Raw genomic sequence first — 17310 nt, 5'->3', positions numbered from 1 at the left:
GGTGGCTTTGAAGTGGTGGCGGAAACAAGCCTCGGCAGGTTCGACATCCGGGTGACGAACAAGGCTTCCCCCGGCAACCCGGCGTCGAGCGCGGTGGTGCCCCACGCCGTCGTCCGTGGTTTGAGGACCATGGCCAATGCCAGCGGCAGCTTTATCTAAAACCAACTGCGGCAGCCCTACGCTGCGAAGTTCTCGTTCCAGACATCCATGCCCAGTTTGATGATCAACGCCGCAACCACCATCAGGAAGACAAGGCGCACAAACTTGCTTCCCCTGGCCACAGCGGTCCTGGCACCGAGGTAGCCTCCTGCCATATTGGCCAAGCCAAGGATGAGGCCTACGCCCCACAGCAGGGAACCGTGAGGGAGGAAGAAAATCAACGCGCCGGCATTCGTGGCCATGTTGACGATCTTCGCTTTGGCGCTGGCTTCCAGGAAGGCATAACCCATGGCCGAAACAAGGGCAATGACCAGGAACGAGCCCGTACCCGGGCCGATCAAGCCGTCGTAAAAGCCGATCACGGCACCGATCAGGCACGCCACCACGTAGTGCTTATTGCCGTCATGGCGGAGAGCGGTCAGTTCACCGGCGCCGGGACGAAGGGCTGTGAAGATGGCCACAGCGATGAGCGCCAGCACGATGATGGGCTTGAAAACGCTGGCCGGCAGGGAGGCAGCCAGGATGGCCCCGCCAAAACTCCCGGCCAACGCGATAACCGCCATGGGAACAGCCGTCTTGAGATCGGGTCCCACGCGGCGGTAGTACGTGACAGCGCTGGTGGTGGTCCCGAAAATGGACCCCATCTTGTTGGTAGCCAGGGCCTGTACAGGCGTGATGCCCGGAACCAGCAGCAGGGCGGGGAGCTGGATCAGTCCCCCGCCCCCCACTACGGCATCCACCCAGCCGGCTGCGAATCCAGCCACCACAATCAGGATGAGTGTGGTGAGCTGGATCGACTCGAACCCGGAAATCACCGGGTTCGTACGGCGTTGACCACGTAGTCCACGGCCTTGTCCACCGAGATGTTCTCGGCTTCACCGCTGCGGCGATCCTTGATTTCCACTACACCGTCCACAAGACCCCGGCCGACGGCCAGGATGGTGGGCACACCCACCAGTTCGGCGTCGCCGAACTTCACGCCGGGTGAAACCTTGGGACGGTCATCGAAGATGACGTCCAGGCCGGCGGCTTCGAGTTCAAGGGAAAGCTTTTCTGCTGCTTCGAAGATCTCATCGCCGCGGCCCACCGCCACCACGTGGACATCGGCCGGAGCTACGGAGCGCGGCCACACGAGGCCGCGGTCGTCATTGTTCGCTTCAGCCAGGGCCGCGACGGCACGCGTCACGCCAACGCCGTACGAGCCCATGGTGACAACCTGCTGCTTGCCGTTCTGGTCCAGGACCTTCAGGTCCAAGGCCTCAGCGTACTTGCGGCCGAGCTGGAAGATGTGGCCCATCTCGATGCCACGCGCTGTTTCCAGCGGTCCCGAGCCGTCCGGGGCGGGGTCGCCTGCACGCACTTCGGTGCTCTCGATGACGCCGTCCCACACGAAGTCGCGGCCAGCGACCAGCCCGAAGACGTGCTTGCCCTCAGCGTTGGCACCGGTAACCCAGGTGGTGCCGGAGACGACGCGGGGATCCACAAGGAAAAGAACCTTGGAGGATCCTTCAAGTCCAAGGACAGGCTCGTCGAGGGACAGGCCGGGTCCGATGTAACCCTTGACCAGCCAGGGCAGCTTCTTGAGGTCCTCTTCGTTGGCAGCCTCGAGGCCGATTTCACCGGCGATGGGCAGGTGGGAGCCAATGTTGGCTTCCACGCGCTTGAGGTCTACTCCGCGGTCGCCGGGAACGCCGATCACCACGATCTGGCGCTCACCCGTGGGCAGCGTGACGGCGAGGACAACATTCTTGAGCGTGTCAGCGGCAGTCCAGGCGCCGCCGTCGGACTCGCTGCGGGGAGCCAACTGGTTGGCGGCGTCCACCAAAGTGTCGATGGTGGGGGTGTTCGGTGTGTCCAGGACCTCGGCGGCCGGAGCGTTGCTGAAGTCGATCTCGTCCGGAACCACGGTGGTGACGGCCTCGACGTTGGCGTAGTAGCCACCGGCCGAGCGCACGAACGTGTCCTCGCCGATCTCGGTGGGGAACAGGAATTCCTCGCTCTTGGATCCACCCATGGCACCAGCGGTGGCGGCTACAGGAATAACTTCCAGGCCGAGCCGCTCAAAGATCTTCAGGTAGGCAGCACGGTGGGCGGCGTAACTTGCGTCCAAGCCGGCGTCATCGATGTCGAAGGAGTACGAGTCCTTCATGATGAATTCGCGGCCACGGAGGAGCCCTGCCCGCGGACGGGCTTCGTCACGGTACTTGTTCTGGATCTGGTAGAGGCTCAGCGGGAGGTCCTTGTACGAGGAGTACAGGTCCTTGACCAAGAGCGTGAACATTTCCTCGTGCGTGGGTGCCAGAAGGTAGTCCGCGCCCTTGCGGTCCTGGAGACGGAACAGGCCTTCGCCGTATTCGGTCCAGCGGTTGGTGGCCTCATAAGGTTCGCGGGGAAGCAGGGCCGGGAAGTGGACTTCCTGGGCTCCAATGGCGGACATTTCCTGGCGGATGATGTCCTCCACCTTGCGCAGGACGCTCAGCCCCAGCGGCAGCCATGTGTAAATACCGGGTGCGGCGCGGCGGATGTAGCCGGCGCGGACCAGGAGCTTGTGGCTGTCAACCTCGGCGTCGACGGGATCTTCACGCAGGGTGCGTAGGAACAGCTGGGAAAGGCGAAGGACCACGGGTACGTATCCGTTTCTATGGCAGATGTGGCAAAAACAACTGTCTACTAATCTACCGGCTGACTGCGCGGCCGCTTGAACGGGCCCGCATGGCGTCCGGACAGCTTGAAAACAGAAGAGCCACGCCGTCGCGTTTGGAAGCCCCTGGCCGCAACCGGCTGGTCATCCTGCGATGGCGTGGCTCAGCGGCCGGACGGCCGCAGACTCTGTCCGGGGACTAGATTGCCGTTCCCTCCAGCGGAACGGCATCGCCTGCGACTGGGAAGCATTGTTCATTGCCGAAATCACGGATGGTATAGCCGCCAATGGCGCCCTTCAAGGTCTTGGTCATGATTCCCCCTGTACCACCCGCGCCCCAACGACACGGCTTGGGAAGAACCTATGTGATCGCAGACACATTTTCAAGGATGACCTCCGCCGAGGCGGTAAGGCCCTTGACCACCATGTCAGGCAGATCTAGCTTTAATTCATCAGTTGGTGAATTACAGGGAGCCAAGTGGAGGCCTGATGTCACCCCTTCCAGCGGCCATTGAGGCGACGGGACTCCATGTGTCCCGTTCACGCACGAAAATCCTCCGAGGCTCGAACTTCACGGTTGATGCCGGCCGGATCACAGGACTCCTGGGCCCCTCCGGCAGCGGCAAGACCACGCTCATGCGGGCAATCGTCGGTGTCCAGCGCATCACCCGGGGCACTGTCACCGTCCTCGGTCGGCCGGCGGGCAGCGCGCCACTGAGGCACGACGTCGGATACGTCACCCAAGGTGCCAGCGTCTACGCGGACCTCAGCGTCGAAGCGAACGTTCGCTACTTCGGCGCAATGCACGGCGCGACGGCGGCCGACGTCGCCGAGGCGATTGCCGCCGTCGGGCTTGAATCTCTAGCGAGGCAGAAAGCCGCAGACCTGTCCGGCGGACAGTTCAGCCGTGTGTCCCTTGCGTGCGCGCTGGTGGCGCATCCGCAGCTCCTGGTCCTGGACGAACCCACAGTGGGGCTGGATCCCGTACTCCGAGCCGAATTGTGGGAGCGTTTCGCCGCCATGGCTGCCACCGGAACAACCCTGCTGGTATCCAGCCACGTCATGGAGGAAGCATCCCATTGTTCATCGCTGCTCCTGCTTCGCGACGGGCTCCTGCTGGCGCAGCTGACTCCGACGGAACTGGCCCAACGCGGCCGGAGCGAAGACCTGGAACGGGCCTTCCTGACCATCATCAAAACCGTTGAACCCAGCATCGATGGCGCTAAACGGGGGCAGGAAGAAAGCCAGGTGACGTCATGAACCTCCGAATGACGCTTGCCACTACCGCCCGTGTCCTGGGACAACTGCGGCACGATCACCGGAGCGTCGCGCTGATCCTTGTGGTCCCCGCGCTGCTGCTGACGGCCGTCTATTTCCTGTTCGAGAACGAAACACTCCCGCCGGGGTTCCCCCGGACCTTTGACCGCGTCGGCTTGATGATGCTGGCCATTTTTCCCTTTGTGGTGATGTTCCTGGTCACGTCCATCACCATGCTCCGGGAGCGCACCTCCGGCACCCTGGAGCGCCTCCTGACCACACCGATTCACAAAGCAGACCTGCTGTTCGGCTATGCTCTGGCGTTTTCCATCATGGCCGCCTTGCAGTCCTTGGTGGCGACGGCTGTGGCCTACTGGATCTTTGACCTCGACATCAAGGGAAGTCCCGCCCTGGTGGTGATGATCGCCGTCATCAATGCCGTCCTGGGCGTCGCGCTTGGGCTGTTGTGTTCGGCGTTTGCCCGCACCGAGTTCCAAGCCGTGCAGTTCATGCCCGTGGTAGTGGTGCCACAGATTCTTTTGTGCGGCTTGTTCGTGGCACGGGACGATATGAATGAGGTCCTGGAAGCAATCTCCAGCGTATTGCCCCTGACTTTCTCCGTGGATGCACTGAAGGAGATTGCCGGAAATGCCGACGCCTCTGCCGCGATGTGGCAAGACGCCCTGATCATGGGCGGGATCGTCGTGGGAGTCCTGGTCCTCGCGTCATTGACCCTTCGACGACAAACCCGATGAGCCACCCGCAGGGGCGTAGGGGCCGCCGAAGCGCTGGAGACCATTCGCGGGAAGCCATCCTCGCAGCCGCACGGAAACTGTTCGCCGAGCAAGGATTCGAGGGGACAAGTATGCGACAGGTAGCCCGGGAGTCATCCGTGGATCCGGCCATGGTGCACCACTTTTTCGGGGGCAAGGACGAGCTCTTTGCCGCCAGCGTCCAATTGCCCGCTGACCCGGCCGAGGTTCTTGCCGGCGTCGAAACCCTGGACCCTGCGGTGAGGGCCGAAGCGATTGTGCGAGCCGTCTTGCGGCTGTGGGAAAGCCCGGCTCAGCACGGCCTGGTGGGCTTTGTCCGGGGAACCATCGGCTCCAAGGCCAAGACGGCACTCATGCGCGAAATGGTACACCGCACCATCCTGTCCAAAATCATGGCGGGGCTGCCCGGGACGGCCGAGGAAGTACGCGTGCGCGGCAATCTCGTAGCCACACAAGTGGTGGGGCTGATGCTGGTCCGCTACGTGATCCGGCTCGAACCCCTGGCCTCAGCGAATCAGGAAGACGTGGTCCGCTTCGTAGCGCCGAACATCCAGCGCTACCTCACGGGGAGTCTGGACTCCCCTTAACAGGTGGCATTAACAGGTGGCAGTTGTGGCTCACCCCACCCTGGGAAGAGCCACAACTGACGGCCGGATAGGCTACTTGATGAGCTCTATCGCCTGGTCCAGGAGAACGGTGGTGTTAGCCAAGGCATCCGCCTCGGAAGCACCGCCCGCGACGGTGACCGAGATCAGGACGTCTTGTTTAATTGCCTGTGACATGAGGGCGGACCCCGTCTCACCGCTCGGCAGCTTGGTGTCCATGCGATACGCCATCAAAGCGTTGGCGGGCTTCTTATCGGCCAGATCCGTCACCGTGATCGTGCTGACCCCGGTAGGACCGCCCATGGTCATCGTGCCGCATGCCGACAGTTGATCGATGCTTTCCTGGGCCCTGTCCCGGATCCGCTCCCCCAGTCCAGTCCCCAAGGAAATCGTGCTCATACTGCTGGTAGCTACATCCTGGCTGACACCAAAGGCGGCCTTGACGCCGTCGACCGGCTGCGCGAGAGATCCCAGGGCCATGTCTTTGCAGGCAGCGGGCTGGACGTCGATCTGCGACATCATGGCCTTCGACTGCTCCAGCGTGCCGGACATATCGGCGCTCGACATGACACTCAACTTAGCGCCCTGCTTGTCCTTGATCTGGCCTAGAACTGCCGTGAGTTCCTCCAAGGTGTGCTGCTTTGCCGGTGTGGGCGTGGGTGTTGCCGTTTCGCTGGCCGGAGCGGACGCAGCGTCCGTGGAGGTACCGGCACCGCCGCACGCGGTGAGGCCCATGACCAATAGTCCTGACACGGCAAAGCCGCGCAGCGCATTCTTATTCATTTGTTCCCCAGGGAAGTTCGAGTGATTGGTGGCGTGCGCCAACCGAGACAAGACTACAAGTAGCGGGAAGCAGGGCTAAAACAGGACGGTTGCGAAGGTGCCCACTTGTTCGAAGCCCACCCGCTCATAGGTGGCGCGGGCTTTGGCGTTGTAGTCGTTCACGTAGAGGCTCGTCACCGGGGCGAAGGTCCGTGAGAGATTCACGACGGCGGCCATGTAGCCACCGCTTTGGCCGCGTCCACGCAGCTCGGGGTTCATCCAGACGCCCTGGACCTGCGTGACGTCCCGGGTGACTGCCCCCAGCTCGGCTTTAAAGACCACTGTGCCGTTGGCATCGATGTGGACCAGCGAATGGCCCTCCCGGATGAGCCCGGCAACGCGTCTGCTGTAGAACTCCTGCCCTCCGAGGAAGGGCGAGTAGCCCACTTCTTCTTCGAACATGGCGGCGCAGGCAGGCAGGATGCGATCGAAGTCCGCCATGGTGCCGAATGTCAGGGCAGGGTTGGCGCCGATGACCGGCGTCCCTGAGATGGTGAGCAGCGGTTGTTGAGACCGGACTTCGTGGGCACCATGGCCCAGTTGCTCGAATCGCGCATAGAGGGCCATCACCGTTTCCGCGGGCCCGAAAATGGACGCGTAGCGGCGTCCTGTTTCGTGAGCCGCAGTGGCCACATAACCGGCCAGGCCGGGATCGAGCTGCACAGGGACAAGGTTGGCGCCCGCCCAGCACGCGCCGAGGAGCGTTTCGCCGTCGAAAACTCCGAAAATACTGGCACCCCCGCTGGTAGGCGCCGCTGTCCCGGTGCTTTCCAGGTGGGCGAGGATGAAGACGTTGGCAACCACGTCTTCGCTGGCCAGGGCACGAAGAGTCAGGGTGTCGGCATCGCCGAGCACCCTGACACCCAAGCCGTTCTCGTTACGAGACGCTAACCACGGGGCTACCCTTGACAGCATCTTCGCCATCGGCCTCCCCCATCTCTTCGGCGATGCGCATGGCCTCTTCGATCAGTGTCTCAACAATTTCGCTCTCAGGCACAGTCTTGATGACTTCGCCCTTCACGAAAATCTGGCCCTTGCCGTTTCCGGAGGCCACACCAAGGTCCGCTTCGCGGGCCTCGCCGGGTCCGTTGACGACGCAACCCATGACGGCAACGCGCAACGGAATCTCCATGCCTTCCAAACCTGCGGTGACCTGCTCGGCCAGCGTGTACACGTCCACTTGGGCGCGGCCACAGGACGGGCAGGAGACGATTTCGAGCTTGCGAGGGCGCAGGTTCAGGGACTGCAGGATCTGGTTGCCAACCTTGATTTCCTCCACCGGCGGGGCCGAGAGGGAAACACGGATGGTGTCGCCAATGCCGCGGGACAGGAGTGCACCGAAAGCCGTGGCCGACTTGATGGTGCCTTGGAACGCTGGTCCGGCCTCGGTCACGCCGAGGTGCAGGGGCCAGTCGCCCTTCTCGGCCAGCATCTCGTACGCGGCCACCATGATCACGGGATCGTTGTGCTTGACGGAGATCTTGAAGTCGTGGAACCCATGCTCTTCGAACAGCGAGGCTTCCCAGACGGCGGACTCAACCAGTGCCTCCGGGGTGGCCTTGCCGTATTTCTTCATGATGCCCGGTTCAAGGGAACCTGCGTTGACGCCGATCCGGATGGACGTTCCATGGTCGCGGGCCGCTGCAGCGATTTCTTTGACCTGGTCATCGAACTTACGGATGTTGCCCGGGTTTACGCGGACGGCAGCGCAGCCGGCCTCGATTGCCGCAAAGACGTACTTTGGCTGAAAGTGGATGTCTGCGATGACGGGAATCTGGGACTTACGGGCAATGATCGGCAATGCCTCGGCATCGTCGGCGGAAGGGCAGGCAACACGCACGATGTCGCAGCCGGACGCCGTCAGTTCAGCGATCTGCTGAAGCGTGGCGTTGATATCCGTGGTGGGGGTGGTGGTCATGGACTGCACGCTGATGGGCGAGTCAGAACCGACGCCAACGGACCCTACCTTGATCTGCCGCGTCTTACGGCGCGGGGCAAGGACGGGGGGTGGGGCTGCTGGCATTCCCAGGCTGACCGAGGTCACGTGGACTCCTTGGGTTGGGGTGGATCGTTGTGGTGGGGAACGTCCGGGCTAGGACGCGTGGGCAGCCAGGACACCGATAATGGGCGCCCATTCCGTGGTGCGGATGCCGGCGATTACTCCGGCTTCTGCAAACGGATCCTGCTTGAGGAGGTCATTGAGTTCGGCTTCGTCAGCGGACTTGAAGATCAGCAGGGCGCCGGCGCCGTCACCGTAGGGGCCACTGGCAAGCAGTTTGCCTTCATCGGCCAGATCGCCGAGCCAGGCACGGTGTGCGGGGCGGGCTTCATCGCGGAGGGCACCGGAATCGGCGACGTATACATACTCAACAGCGAAAACAGTCATGGAGCTAGCCTATCCCGCCTGCTCAGGCAAAAATGTTCACAGCCCAGCCAAGAATGCTCGCAGCTCAGCCGAAAATGTTGACGGGTTTCACGATGTCCGCATAGATCAGGAGTGCGCCCATGGCCATGAGCAGCGCCGCGACCACGTACGTGGCCGGCAGCAGCTTGGCGATGTCGAAGGCGCCCGGGTCCGGTTTACCCAGGAGCTTGGCCACCCGGCGTCGTGCCCCTTCGTAGAGCGCCCCGGCTACATGGCCGCCGTCAAGGGGCAGAAGTGGGATGAGATTGAAGATGGCCAGGGCGAAGTTGAGTCCGGCGAGCAACCCGATCAGGGTACCGATGCGGGCTTGCATGGGCACCTGTTCCATGGCCGCGACTTCGCCGGCAACCCGGCCAACACCCACCACGCTGATGGGTCCGTTGGGATCGCGGGGTTCTTCGCTGAAGGCGGCTTTCGCCACCCCGACCACCCTGGCCGGCAGGTTGAAGATCACACCGGAAATCTGCTTGATGTTCTCTCCGGCCATGGGCAAAACTGCCGACGCCGGCTGGGGCACCAGTTCGCTTTGGGCCCCGATCCCAAGGAATCCGACTTCCTGGTATTTCAGCACTCCGTCGGCATCCTGTTCGGGCCTGCCGTCGGCGCCGACTACTGGCCGCGACGAGAGTACGGGCGTCACAGTGGTTTCTACGGTCGATCCGTTGCGTTCCACCGTGATGGGCACGTCTCTTCCGGCGGACGCACGGATCCAGCTGGTGAGCTCGTCCCAGCTGGTGACGGCTTTTCCGTCGAAGGACGTAATGGTGTCGTTCGGTTGGAGCCCCGCGGCCGCGGCCGGAGTCAGTTTGCAGTCGGCCGAGTCGGGGTCCACTGTCTCCCCTGCCGCGACCTGGCATTTGGAAACGTCAGCGATGGTGGTGGTTGCTGTGGCCATGCCGAAGCCCATGAGCAGGACAGCCAGCAGTATCAACCCGATCAGCATGTTCATGGCGGGACCGCCAAGCATGACGATGATCTTTTTCCAGACGGGAAGCTTATAGAAGACGCGGTTCTCGTCTCCTGGCCCCACTTCCTCGTGTGCCATGGAGCGTGCTTCAGTGGCCAGGGTCTGGAACATGCCTGTGCTGGAGGGGCGGACGGCGCCGTCTTCCTTGTTCGGCGGGTACATGCCGATCATGGAGACGTAGCCGCCCAAGGGAAGCGCTTTGAAGCCGTACTCGGTTTCGCCCTTCTTCTTGGACCACAGGGTGGGTCCAAAGCCGATCATGTACTTGGTGACGCGCACTTTGAACAGTTTGGCAGGGACCAGGTGGCCTACCTCGTGAAGCGCAATGGAAACAGCTACGCCGATGGCGACGAAGACGACTCCGAGAATGAAGAGAAGGACGGGACTCATGCCGGTGGGACTGCTTCCATAAGGGTTGTGAGCTACAGGGCGCTGCTGGCTAAACGATCAAGGGTACGGGCGCGTGCCCACTTCTCAGCATCAAGCACGGACTCCACTGTTAGCTCAGAGGAGCCTGAATGTTCGCTGAGGACGGACTCAACCGTATCCACAATCTGGGTGAAGCGGATGCGCCCGGCGTGGAAGGCCTCTACGGCTTCCTCATTGGCGGCGTTGAACACTGCCGGGAACGTGCTGCCCTGCTTCGCGGCGTCCTTGGCGAGGTCCACGGCCGGGAACGCCACAGTATCCAAGGGTTCGAAGGTCCAGCTGGTGGCTTGCGTCCAGTCGCATGCCTGTGCAGCGCGAGGGACGCGGTCCGGCCAACCCAGCCCGAGCGCGATCGGCAACCGCATGTCCGGGGGTGACGCCTGGGCAATGATGGATCCGTCCACGAACTGGACCATGGAATGGACCACGGACTGCGGATGAACCACGACGTCGATCCTATCCAGGGGAACGTCGAACAGCAGGTGTGCCTCAATCACTTCGAGGCCCTTGTTGACCAGGCTGGCCGAGTTTGTGGTGACCATGAGGCCCATGTCCCAGGTGGGGTGAGCCAGCGCCTCCTGCGGCGTGACGTCGTGGAGCTGTTCCCGTGAGCGTCCGCGGAAGGGCCCGCCGGATGCCGTCAGGATCAGCTTTTCGACTTCCTGGTCCGTTCCTGAACGCAAGCACTGGGCAATGGCGGAGTGCTCTGAATCAACGGGGACGATCTGGCCGGGGCTCGCAGCAGCTTTGACCAGGGCGCCGCCGACTATCAGCGACTCCTTGTTGGCCAGTGCCAGCGTGGCTCCCGTACCGAGCGCGGCCAAGGTGGGCGCCAATCCGATGGAACCGGTGATGCCGTTGAGGACGACGTCGCACTCAATGGCGGCGATCCGGGTGGAGGCGTCCGGCCCAACAAAAATCTCCGGAGCGAAGTTTCGCACGCCTGCTGCAGCGGCAGCGGCCGCGATCAATTGCCGCAGGGCTCCCTGATCTCCTTGGGCGATACCCACGGCTTGCGCCCGCGTGTGAACGGCCTGTTGCGCGATGAGTGCAAGGTTTCCTCCGCCCGCGCTGAGCGCAACCACCTCAAAACGGTGTGGGGCGGCGTCGACGACATCAATCGCTTGTGTGCCGATGGAACCGGTGGACCCGAGGATGACGATCTTGCGCGGCTGCATTGCTTAAGTATCCCAGTCACTACAGGGGGCCGCGAACGGACTGGTGCGTATGTGGAAAACCGACACCGCTTGACCACCACCGGCCCGCGCGTACCGTGGAATCGTGGAGTGGCTGTCCTGGTTTGATGCGCGGGACTACGAGTTCGCCCGGCAGGTATTGCAGCGCGGCACAGCCGTGCTCTACGCCGTTGCCTTCCTTTCCACGCTGAACCAGTTCCCGGCACTTCTCGGCGAGCGCGGGCTGTTGCCGGTGCCGGCTTTCCTGGACATGGCCCGTCGGCTGGCCCGGCCTACTCTGTTTCGGTGGCGCTACTCCGATACGCTGCTCAAGGCCGTGTGCTGGACGGGTATCGGCGTGTCCGTTCTGTTGGTCATGGGCCTCCCCCAAACGGGTCCTCCGTGGCTTCCCATGCTGGCGTTCCTTACCCTGTGGTTCCTCTACATGTCAATCGTCAACGTCGGCCAGACGTTCTATGGTTTCGGCTGGGAGATCCTTCTCCTCGAGGCCGGTTTCACGGTGGCGTTCCTGGGCTCAAACCAGTCTCCGCCGCCCACAACCATCCTCATCCTTATTGTGTGGCTGGTGTTCAGGCTTGAGTTCGGTGCCGGCATGATCAAGATCCGGGGTGGTCGCGAGTGGCGGGATATGACGGCGATGTTCTACCACCACGAGACACAGCCGATGCCTGGCCCGCTGAGCCGACAAGCGCATCTCCTGCCGCGTCCGCTGCACAAGGTAGAAGTGGTGGGCAACCATTTCGCGCAGCTCGTGGTGCCGTTCTTCCTCTTCGCCCCTCAGCCGCTGGCCAGCATCGCCGCCGGAATCATCATCGCGACGCAATTGTGGTTGGTGGGTACCGGGAACTTTGCGTGGTTGAACTGGGTGGCAATTGTCCTGGCTTTCGCCGCCGTCAGCGACCCCGTGGCCCATGCGGTCTTTCCGTTCATCCCGCTGGAGTGGCACCAAAGCACTGAAACCCCGGTGTGGTGGCTCGCCGTCGTCGTGCTTGTGACCGTTCTGTTGCTGGTGTTCAGCTACCAGCCGCTCCTCAACCTCTTCTCCAGCCGGCAGTTGATGAACGCCAGTTTCAACCGGTGGCGCCTGGTCAACGCCTATGGAGCTTTTGGGACGGTGACCAAGCAGCGCATTGAAATCGTGGTGGAGGGCACGCTGGATGATGCGCCGGACGCCCCGGATGAGCGGTGGCTGGAGTACGGCTTTAAGGGCAAGCCCGGCGACGTGCGACGACTCCCCCGCCAATGGGCGCCCTACCATCTGCGCTTGGATTGGCTGATGTGGTTCCTGCCGCTGAGGACCGTCCACGAAGATTGGTTTTACATATTTCTGGACAGGTTGTTGGAGGCCGACAGACGCACTCTTGGACTGCTGCGCGTTGACCCGTTCGACGGCGAACGCCCACGTTGGGTGCGGGCGCGCAGCTACCTGTACCGTTTCGCCAGCCGGGCGGAGTTCCGCGAGACGGGCGAACGGTGGGTGCGGGTGCTGCTGTATGACGCCATCCCGCCGGTGTCACTCAGCCCTCGACGGCGGCGACTCCCCTAGCGGTGGACACCCGCGGAGGTGCGGTGGACTCGCGGACGACGAGGTGCGTGGCCAGCTCAACCCTTCGCGAGTCGATTTCCTCGCCGTTTTTCTGGCGAAGGATGAAGCTCAGGGCAGAGCGTCCCATCTCTTGCAGAGGCTGCGACACGGACGTGAGGGGCGGCACGGATTCCTCGGCTTGGTGTGTGCCGTCAAAACCGACCAAGCTCATTTCCTCGGGAATACGAACATCCTGGCGCCGAGCTTCAGCGAGGACCCCTAGCGCAATGCTGTCGCTGCCGGCAAAGATCGCCGTGGGCGGATTGTCGAGCGCCAGCAGGGCTTTCATGGCGCGTACTCCGTTCTCCGGCTTGAAGGGGCCATCGGAAACGTACTCGTGGTCCACGCTCACGCCCTCTGCCATCAAGGCGGCCATATAGCCGTGAAGGCGGGCTTGGCTGCACTCCGCCGTGGAGGGGCCACCAATGTAGGCGATTCTTCGATGCCCCAACTCCAGCAGGTGTGATGCCGCGGCCTTGCCTCCGGCCCAGTTGCTGGCGCCAACACTGAAGACATCGGCGGGTGGCGGATTCAGCGGATCCACCACCACGATGGGGATTTGGCGGCGTTTGAACGCCTCCAACTGCGCGGAGCCGAAGGCCGACGTCACCACGATCATGCCGGCACGGCCCTCGTCGAGCAGGCGCTGTGCCCGTTCCTCAGGTCCAAGCGGCGAACCGGCCTGGCGCCCGGTGATGGAAAGGATTACCTCCATGTCCGATACTGCCGCGTGTTCCATCACGCCATTGAGGACCTCCACTCCATAAGCCGAATTCAACGAATCGAAGACCACTTCCACGGCACGATGCTCGGGGATGCTTTTGCGTTGGAGCGGCGACTTGTAGCCGGTGCGCTGTAGTGCTGCCAGAACCCTGGCGCGGGTGGCTTCTGCCACGTCCTCACGGCCGTTGACCACCTTGGAAACGGTGGGCGCAGAGACTCCTACTTCGGCTGCCACCGCGGCCAAGGTGAGTTTGGACGGGCGAGGATCTGGTTCCACAACTCTCCTGCTTTCGAAATATTTCGGATGAGTACAGTGTCCCCGATCAAGATGAAATCCGTCAACGAACCGAGCCACTCCTCTATATGTGGCCACAAAAAGGCCTTGACGGTGATGCGTGTCACGGCTAAATTTGGTGGGCACTTCCGAAAGGATGTTCGAAATATTTCGAAATGTCAATGGATGTGGATGATCGCAGTCGATCGCCTCACCGCGGAGTGTGGCTTTTTAAACGCACAACCGGGCAATCAGCGTCGAGCCCGAAGGACGAATGGAAACTGCACATGAATAATCTCAAGTTGCGCACCGCCGGAATGGCCGTTTCTGCAGCCGCATTGTCGATCGCACTCGTAGCCTGCGGGTCCTCGGGCCCGGCTGGAACAGGAGCCTCGGCGGATTCGGCAACCATGTGGGGACTCACCGGCGGCGACCAGCCTGTTTTCCAAGCATCCGTTGACTCCTGGAACAAGTCACACCCCGACTCCGCCATCAAGCTCGACTTCTTTGCCAACGACGCCTACAAGACCAAGGTGCGTACCGCCGTCGGCGCCGGCCAAGGACCCACACTCGTCTACGGCTGGGGCGGCGGGGTGCTCAAGTCCTACGTCGATGCCGGCCAGGTGGATGATCTGACGGGATTCCTCAAGGAGAACCCCGACGTCCAGAGCCGCTACCTTCCCTCCATTCTTGAGAGCGGCGTGATCGACGGCAAGACCTATGCGCTGCCAAACAACAAGGTGCAGCCTGTAGTGCTCTACTTCAACAAAGAAGTCTTCGAGAAGATCGGTGCAGAACCGCCCAAGACCTGGGACGAGCTCATGGCGCTGGTGCCCAAGTTCAAGGCAGCCGGCGTGGCACCTTTCTCCCTGGGTGGCCAGTCCAAGTGGCCGGACCTGATGTGGCTTGAATACCTTGTGGACCGTATCGGCGGCCCTGAAGTCTTCGCCAATATTGCAGCCAACAAGCCGAACGCATGGTCCGACCCCGCCGTGATCGAGGCACTGACCAAGATTCAGGAACTGGTGGACGCCGGCGGCTTCATCAACGGCTTCTCCTCCATTGCCGCTGACAGCAACGCGGACCAAGCCCTGCTGTACACAGGCAAGGCCGCCATGATCCTCCAGGGCAGCTGGATCTACCAAGGCATGAAGAAGGACGCGGCCGACTTCGTCTCCAGCGGAAAGCTCGGATACACCCCCTTCCCCACTGTCGAAGGCGGCAAGGGTGACCCGGCGAACGTTGTGGGCAACCCGTCCAACTTCTGGTCTGTATCTTCCAAGGCCACCGAGGACCAGAAGAAGACCGCCCTGGAGTACGTCAAAGACGGAATGTTCAACGATGAGAACGTCCAAAGCCTGATCGATTCAGGAGCCGTACCAGTGGTCACCGGCATTGAAGACAAGCTCGCTGCCTCCCCTGACAAGGACTTCCTGAGCTACGTCTATGACATGGCCAAGGATGCCCCGGACTTCACACTTTCCTGGGACCAGGCGCTCAGCCCCGCGCAAGGAGATGCCATGCTGGCCAACCTCGACCAGATCTTCCTGAAGAAGATCACTCCTGAGCAGTTCGCCTCCACCATGAACGCGACGATCGGGAAGTAATACGGTGTCCGCAACTACCACCACGCCTCAACGGGCAGTGGGCGCCGAACGTGCCCCAGGCACCCGACGGACCCTGGAAAAGGGTCCGTCAGGGTGGCTGGCCGTCCCGGCCCTCGCGTTCTTCATGCTCTTCGCCATCCTCCCGCTCCTGGGAGTGCTGTTCCTCAGCTTCACCCGCTGGGACGGCCTCGGTGAGATCAAACTCGACGGCCTGTCCAGCTGGAACACGGTCCTAGCCGATCCCGTCACGGGCAACGCCTTGTTGGTGACGGCCAAGATCATGTTCTTCTCGTTCATTGTCCAAGCACCCATCAGCCTGTTGCTTGGTGTCTTCACGGCGGCCAGCCAGAAGTACCGCGCGGCACTGGCCGTCCTGTACTTCGTGCCCCTGCTCCTCTCCTCTGCCGCTGTGGCCATCGCCTTCAAGGCGCTGCTGGACCCAAACTTCGGGCTCGGCCCCGGCCTGGGCCTGCCGATCCTCGCGCAGGACTGGCTGGGCAACTCGGACCTGGTGCTGTTTGTGGTGGTATTCGTGATTGCTTGGCAGTTCGTGCCGTTCCACACACTGATCTACCAAGGCGGCGTGCGCCAGATTCCTGCCTCGCTGTACGAGGCTGCGCAAATTGACGGTGCCGGCCGTGTCCAGCAGTTCTTCAACATCACCCTGCCGCAGCTGAAGTACACCATGATCACTTCCTCCACCCTCATGGTGGTGGGTTCCCTGGCGTACTTCGACCTGGTGTTCGTACTGACCGCCGGCGGACCGGGCTACTCCACCAGGCTCCTGCCCCTGCACATGTACCTGACCGGTTTCAAAGCCAACGACATGGGAGCGGCGAGCGCCTTGGGTGTGATCCTCGTTGTCATCGGCCTGGCCCTGGCACTGTTCTTGCAACGACTCGGCGGCAAGAACCGCAACGCCAGCCAACTGGAAGGTGCGTAATGGCTTCCACCACCCAACTCCCCACGGCCCCGGCAACAATCCCCGAAAAGGTGACCACCCGCCGTCGGCCTCAACGGCTTGGCCGTTCGCGGCCCAACTTCCTGGGCGGCCTGGGGGGCTGGCTCTGGTTGGCGATCATCATCGTGCCCGTCTACTACGTGGTCATCACCAGCTTGAAGAACCAGGCAGGGTTCTTCACATCCAACCCGATGCTGCCACCGGCAGAGCCAACCCTGGACAACTACAAGCTGGTCCTGGAAAACGACTTCGCCAAGTACTTCACCAACAGCCTCATTGTCACAGTAGGCAGCGTGATTCCGGCACTCTTCGTCGCTTTCATGGCGGCCTACGCCATCGTCCGGGGCAAGGGAAGGTTCCTCAGTTGGACCAACAACGTCTTCCTCCTGGGCCTGGCTATCCCGCTGCACGCAACCATCATTCCGATCTACTGGATGATCACCAAGGCCCACATGTACGACACCTTGTTGGCTCTGATCCTGCCCTCCATTGCGTTCGCGATCCCGGTGTCGGTGCTCATCCTGTCCAACTTCATGCGCGATGTTCCCAACGAATTGTTTGAATCGATGCGGCTGGACGGTTGTTCCGATTGGGCCATGATGTGGCGCCTGGCGTTGCCCATGACCAAGCCTGCTGTCATTACGGTTGGCATCTACAACGCACTGCATGTGTGGAACGGTTTCCTGTTCCCGCTGATCCTCACGCAAAGCCCGGACACCCGGGTTCTCCCGTTGTCACTGTGGACCTTCCAGGGCGAGTTCAGTGTCAACATCCCGGCGGTGCTCGCCTCGGTGGTGCTGGCAACGCTGCCGCTGCTGGTGATTTACGTGGTGGCCCGCCGGCAGTTGCTCAGTGGCCTCACCGCAGGTTTCAGCAAGTAGAAAGG

General features: G+C 62.3%; 17 protein-coding genes. 8 read left to right on the top strand and 9 right to left on the bottom strand.

Annotation, left to right across the window (positions count from 1 at the left end; translation table 11 throughout):
- Window positions 1-12: 12 nt before the first annotated feature.
- Window positions 13-159, top strand: a complete 147-nt coding sequence (locus ARUE_RS24070; protein WP_162486129.1) for a hypothetical protein — start codon at window positions 13-15, stop codon at window positions 157-159.
- A gap of 17 nt (window positions 160-176) precedes the next feature.
- Here the strand turns inward: ARUE_RS24070 and ARUE_RS07345 are convergent, their stop codons facing one another.
- Together ARUE_RS07345 and ARUE_RS07340 are read right to left on the bottom strand one after the other, a co-directional pair.
- Window positions 177-974 carry a sulfite exporter TauE/SafE family protein gene (locus tag ARUE_RS07345; RefSeq protein WP_014921267.1) on the bottom strand — a complete coding sequence of 266 codons (798 nt, stop codon included), beginning with the start codon at window positions 972-974 and terminating at the stop codon, window positions 177-179.
- Window positions 971-2782 carry a proline--tRNA ligase gene (locus tag ARUE_RS07340; protein WP_011774265.1) on the bottom strand — a complete coding sequence of 604 codons (1812 nt, stop codon included), beginning with the start codon at window positions 2780-2782 and terminating at the stop codon, window positions 971-973. The genes ARUE_RS07345 and ARUE_RS07340 overlap by 4 nt, the downstream gene beginning before the upstream one ends.
- A 507-nt stretch (window positions 2783-3289) precedes the next feature.
- Between ARUE_RS07340 and ARUE_RS07335 the strand changes: the two genes are divergently transcribed.
- Genes ARUE_RS07335 through ARUE_RS07325 form a run of 3 tightly spaced genes read left to right on the top strand, consistent with a single transcriptional unit; the run spans window position 3290 to window position 5417 of the window.
- Entirely contained in the window at window positions 3290-4060 is a 771-nt protein-coding gene (locus ARUE_RS07335; protein ID WP_014921266.1) for an ABC transporter ATP-binding protein, read from the top strand.
- An 8-nt stretch (window positions 4061-4068) separates the two neighbouring features.
- Window positions 4069-4812: an ABC transporter permease gene (locus tag ARUE_RS07330; RefSeq protein ID WP_014921265.1), complete on the top strand. Its 744-nt coding sequence runs from the start codon at window positions 4069-4071 to the stop codon at window positions 4810-4812.
- The gene (locus ARUE_RS07325) at window positions 4809-5417 is read left to right on the top strand and encodes a TetR/AcrR family transcriptional regulator (RefSeq protein WP_014921264.1); all 609 of its coding nucleotides are present in this window, start codon (window positions 4809-4811) and stop codon (window positions 5415-5417) included. The genes ARUE_RS07330 and ARUE_RS07325 overlap by 4 nt, the downstream gene beginning before the upstream one ends.
- A 72-nt stretch (window positions 5418-5489) precedes the next feature.
- On the opposite strand, the gene ARUE_RS07320 is transcribed toward ARUE_RS07325, so the two are convergent.
- The 6 genes from ARUE_RS07320 to dxr form a co-directional block, all read right to left on the bottom strand.
- On the bottom strand, window positions 5490-6218 hold the full coding sequence (locus ARUE_RS07320; protein WP_014921263.1) for a hypothetical protein: 729 nt from the start codon (window positions 6216-6218) through the stop codon (window positions 5490-5492).
- A gap of 75 nt (window positions 6219-6293) precedes the next feature.
- Window positions 6294-7172 carry a GNAT family N-acetyltransferase gene (locus ARUE_RS07315; protein WP_014921262.1) on the bottom strand — a complete coding sequence of 293 codons (879 nt, stop codon included), beginning with the start codon at window positions 7170-7172 and terminating at the stop codon, window positions 6294-6296.
- On the bottom strand, window positions 7135-8301 hold the full coding sequence (gene ispG, locus ARUE_RS07310) for a flavodoxin-dependent (E)-4-hydroxy-3-methylbut-2-enyl-diphosphate synthase (RefSeq protein ID WP_011774258.1): 1167 nt from the start codon (window positions 8299-8301) through the stop codon (window positions 7135-7137). The genes ARUE_RS07315 and ispG overlap by 38 nt, the downstream gene beginning before the upstream one ends.
- Before the next feature lie 48 nt (window positions 8302-8349).
- The gene (locus ARUE_RS07305) at window positions 8350-8643 is read right to left on the bottom strand and encodes a YciI family protein (RefSeq protein WP_011774257.1); all 294 of its coding nucleotides are present in this window, start codon (window positions 8641-8643) and stop codon (window positions 8350-8352) included.
- A 64-nt stretch (window positions 8644-8707) separates the two neighbouring features.
- A complete protein-coding gene (locus tag ARUE_RS07300) occupies window positions 8708-10039 on the bottom strand; it encodes a M50 family metallopeptidase (protein WP_011774256.1) in 1332 nt (443 codons plus the stop codon).
- 32 nt (window positions 10040-10071) lie between these two features.
- On the bottom strand, window positions 10072-11256 hold the full coding sequence (gene dxr / locus ARUE_RS07295) for a 1-deoxy-D-xylulose-5-phosphate reductoisomerase (protein ID WP_014921260.1): 1185 nt from the start codon (window positions 11254-11256) through the stop codon (window positions 10072-10074).
- A 103-nt stretch (window positions 11257-11359) separates the two neighbouring features.
- Between dxr and ARUE_RS07290 the strand changes: the two genes are divergently transcribed.
- On the top strand, window positions 11360-12820 hold the full coding sequence (locus tag ARUE_RS07290) for a lipase maturation factor family protein (protein ID WP_014921259.1): 1461 nt from the start codon (window positions 11360-11362) through the stop codon (window positions 12818-12820).
- Here the strand turns inward: ARUE_RS07290 and ARUE_RS07285 are convergent.
- Window positions 12792-13859, bottom strand: a complete 1068-nt coding sequence (locus tag ARUE_RS07285; protein WP_011774253.1) for a LacI family DNA-binding transcriptional regulator — start codon at window positions 13857-13859, stop codon at window positions 12792-12794. The genes ARUE_RS07290 and ARUE_RS07285 overlap by 29 nt on opposite strands.
- 284 nt (window positions 13860-14143) lie before the next feature.
- On the opposite strand from ARUE_RS07285, the gene ARUE_RS07280 reads away from it, so the two are divergent.
- From ARUE_RS07280 to ARUE_RS07270, 3 genes are read left to right on the top strand one after another with little or no spacing between them, the layout of a single operon-like run.
- Window positions 14144-15463 (top strand): extracellular solute-binding protein, encoded by a 1320-nt coding sequence (locus tag ARUE_RS07280; protein WP_014921258.1) that lies wholly within the window; start codon window positions 14144-14146, stop codon window positions 15461-15463.
- A 4-nt stretch (window positions 15464-15467) separates the two neighbouring features.
- Entirely contained in the window at window positions 15468-16406 is a 939-nt protein-coding gene (locus ARUE_RS07275; RefSeq protein ID WP_014921257.1) for a carbohydrate ABC transporter permease, read from the top strand.
- On the top strand, window positions 16406-17305 hold the full coding sequence (locus tag ARUE_RS07270) for a carbohydrate ABC transporter permease (RefSeq protein WP_014921256.1): 900 nt from the start codon (window positions 16406-16408) through the stop codon (window positions 17303-17305). The genes ARUE_RS07275 and ARUE_RS07270 overlap by 1 nt, the downstream gene beginning before the upstream one ends.
- Window positions 17306-17310: the final 5 nt, after the last annotated feature.

Origin of the sequence: Arthrobacter sp. Rue61a (genome assembly GCF_000294695.2) — a bacterium.
Taxonomy (GTDB): Bacteria; Actinomycetota; Actinomycetes; order Actinomycetales; family Micrococcaceae; genus Arthrobacter; species Arthrobacter aurescens_A.
Note: the sequence above shows the minus strand (reverse complement) of the source record. Positions and strands in the feature narration are given on the sequence as shown.

Coding starts and splice junctions, on each gene's coding strand:
- ARUE_RS07335 (WP_014921266.1), top strand. CDS start 3,290: ATGTCACCCCTTCCAGCGGCCATTGAGGCGACGGGACTCCATGTGTCC.
- ARUE_RS07330 (WP_014921265.1), top strand. CDS start 4,069: ATGACGCTTGCCACTACCGCCCGTGTCCTGGGACAACTGCGGCACGAT.
- ARUE_RS07325 (WP_014921264.1), top strand. CDS start 4,809: ATGAGCCACCCGCAGGGGCGTAGGGGCCGCCGAAGCGCTGGAGACCAT.
- ARUE_RS07320 (WP_014921263.1), bottom strand. CDS start 6,218: ATGAATAAGAATGCGCTGCGCGGCTTTGCCGTGTCAGGACTATTGGTC.
- ARUE_RS07315 (WP_014921262.1), bottom strand. CDS start 7,172: ATGCTGTCAAGGGTAGCCCCGTGGTTAGCGTCTCGTAACGAGAACGGC.
- ARUE_RS07305 (WP_011774257.1), bottom strand. CDS start 8,643: ATGACTGTTTTCGCTGTTGAGTATGTATACGTCGCCGATTCCGGTGCC.
- ARUE_RS07300 (WP_011774256.1), bottom strand. CDS start 10,039: ATGAGTCCCGTCCTTCTCTTCATTCTCGGAGTCGTCTTCGTCGCCATC.
- dxr (WP_014921260.1), bottom strand. CDS start 11,256: ATGCAGCCGCGCAAGATCGTCATCCTCGGGTCCACCGGTTCCATCGGC.
- ARUE_RS07280 (WP_014921258.1), top strand. CDS start 14,144: ATGAATAATCTCAAGTTGCGCACCGCCGGAATGGCCGTTTCTGCAGCC.
- ARUE_RS07270 (WP_014921256.1), top strand. CDS start 16,406: ATGGCTTCCACCACCCAACTCCCCACGGCCCCGGCAACAATCCCCGAA.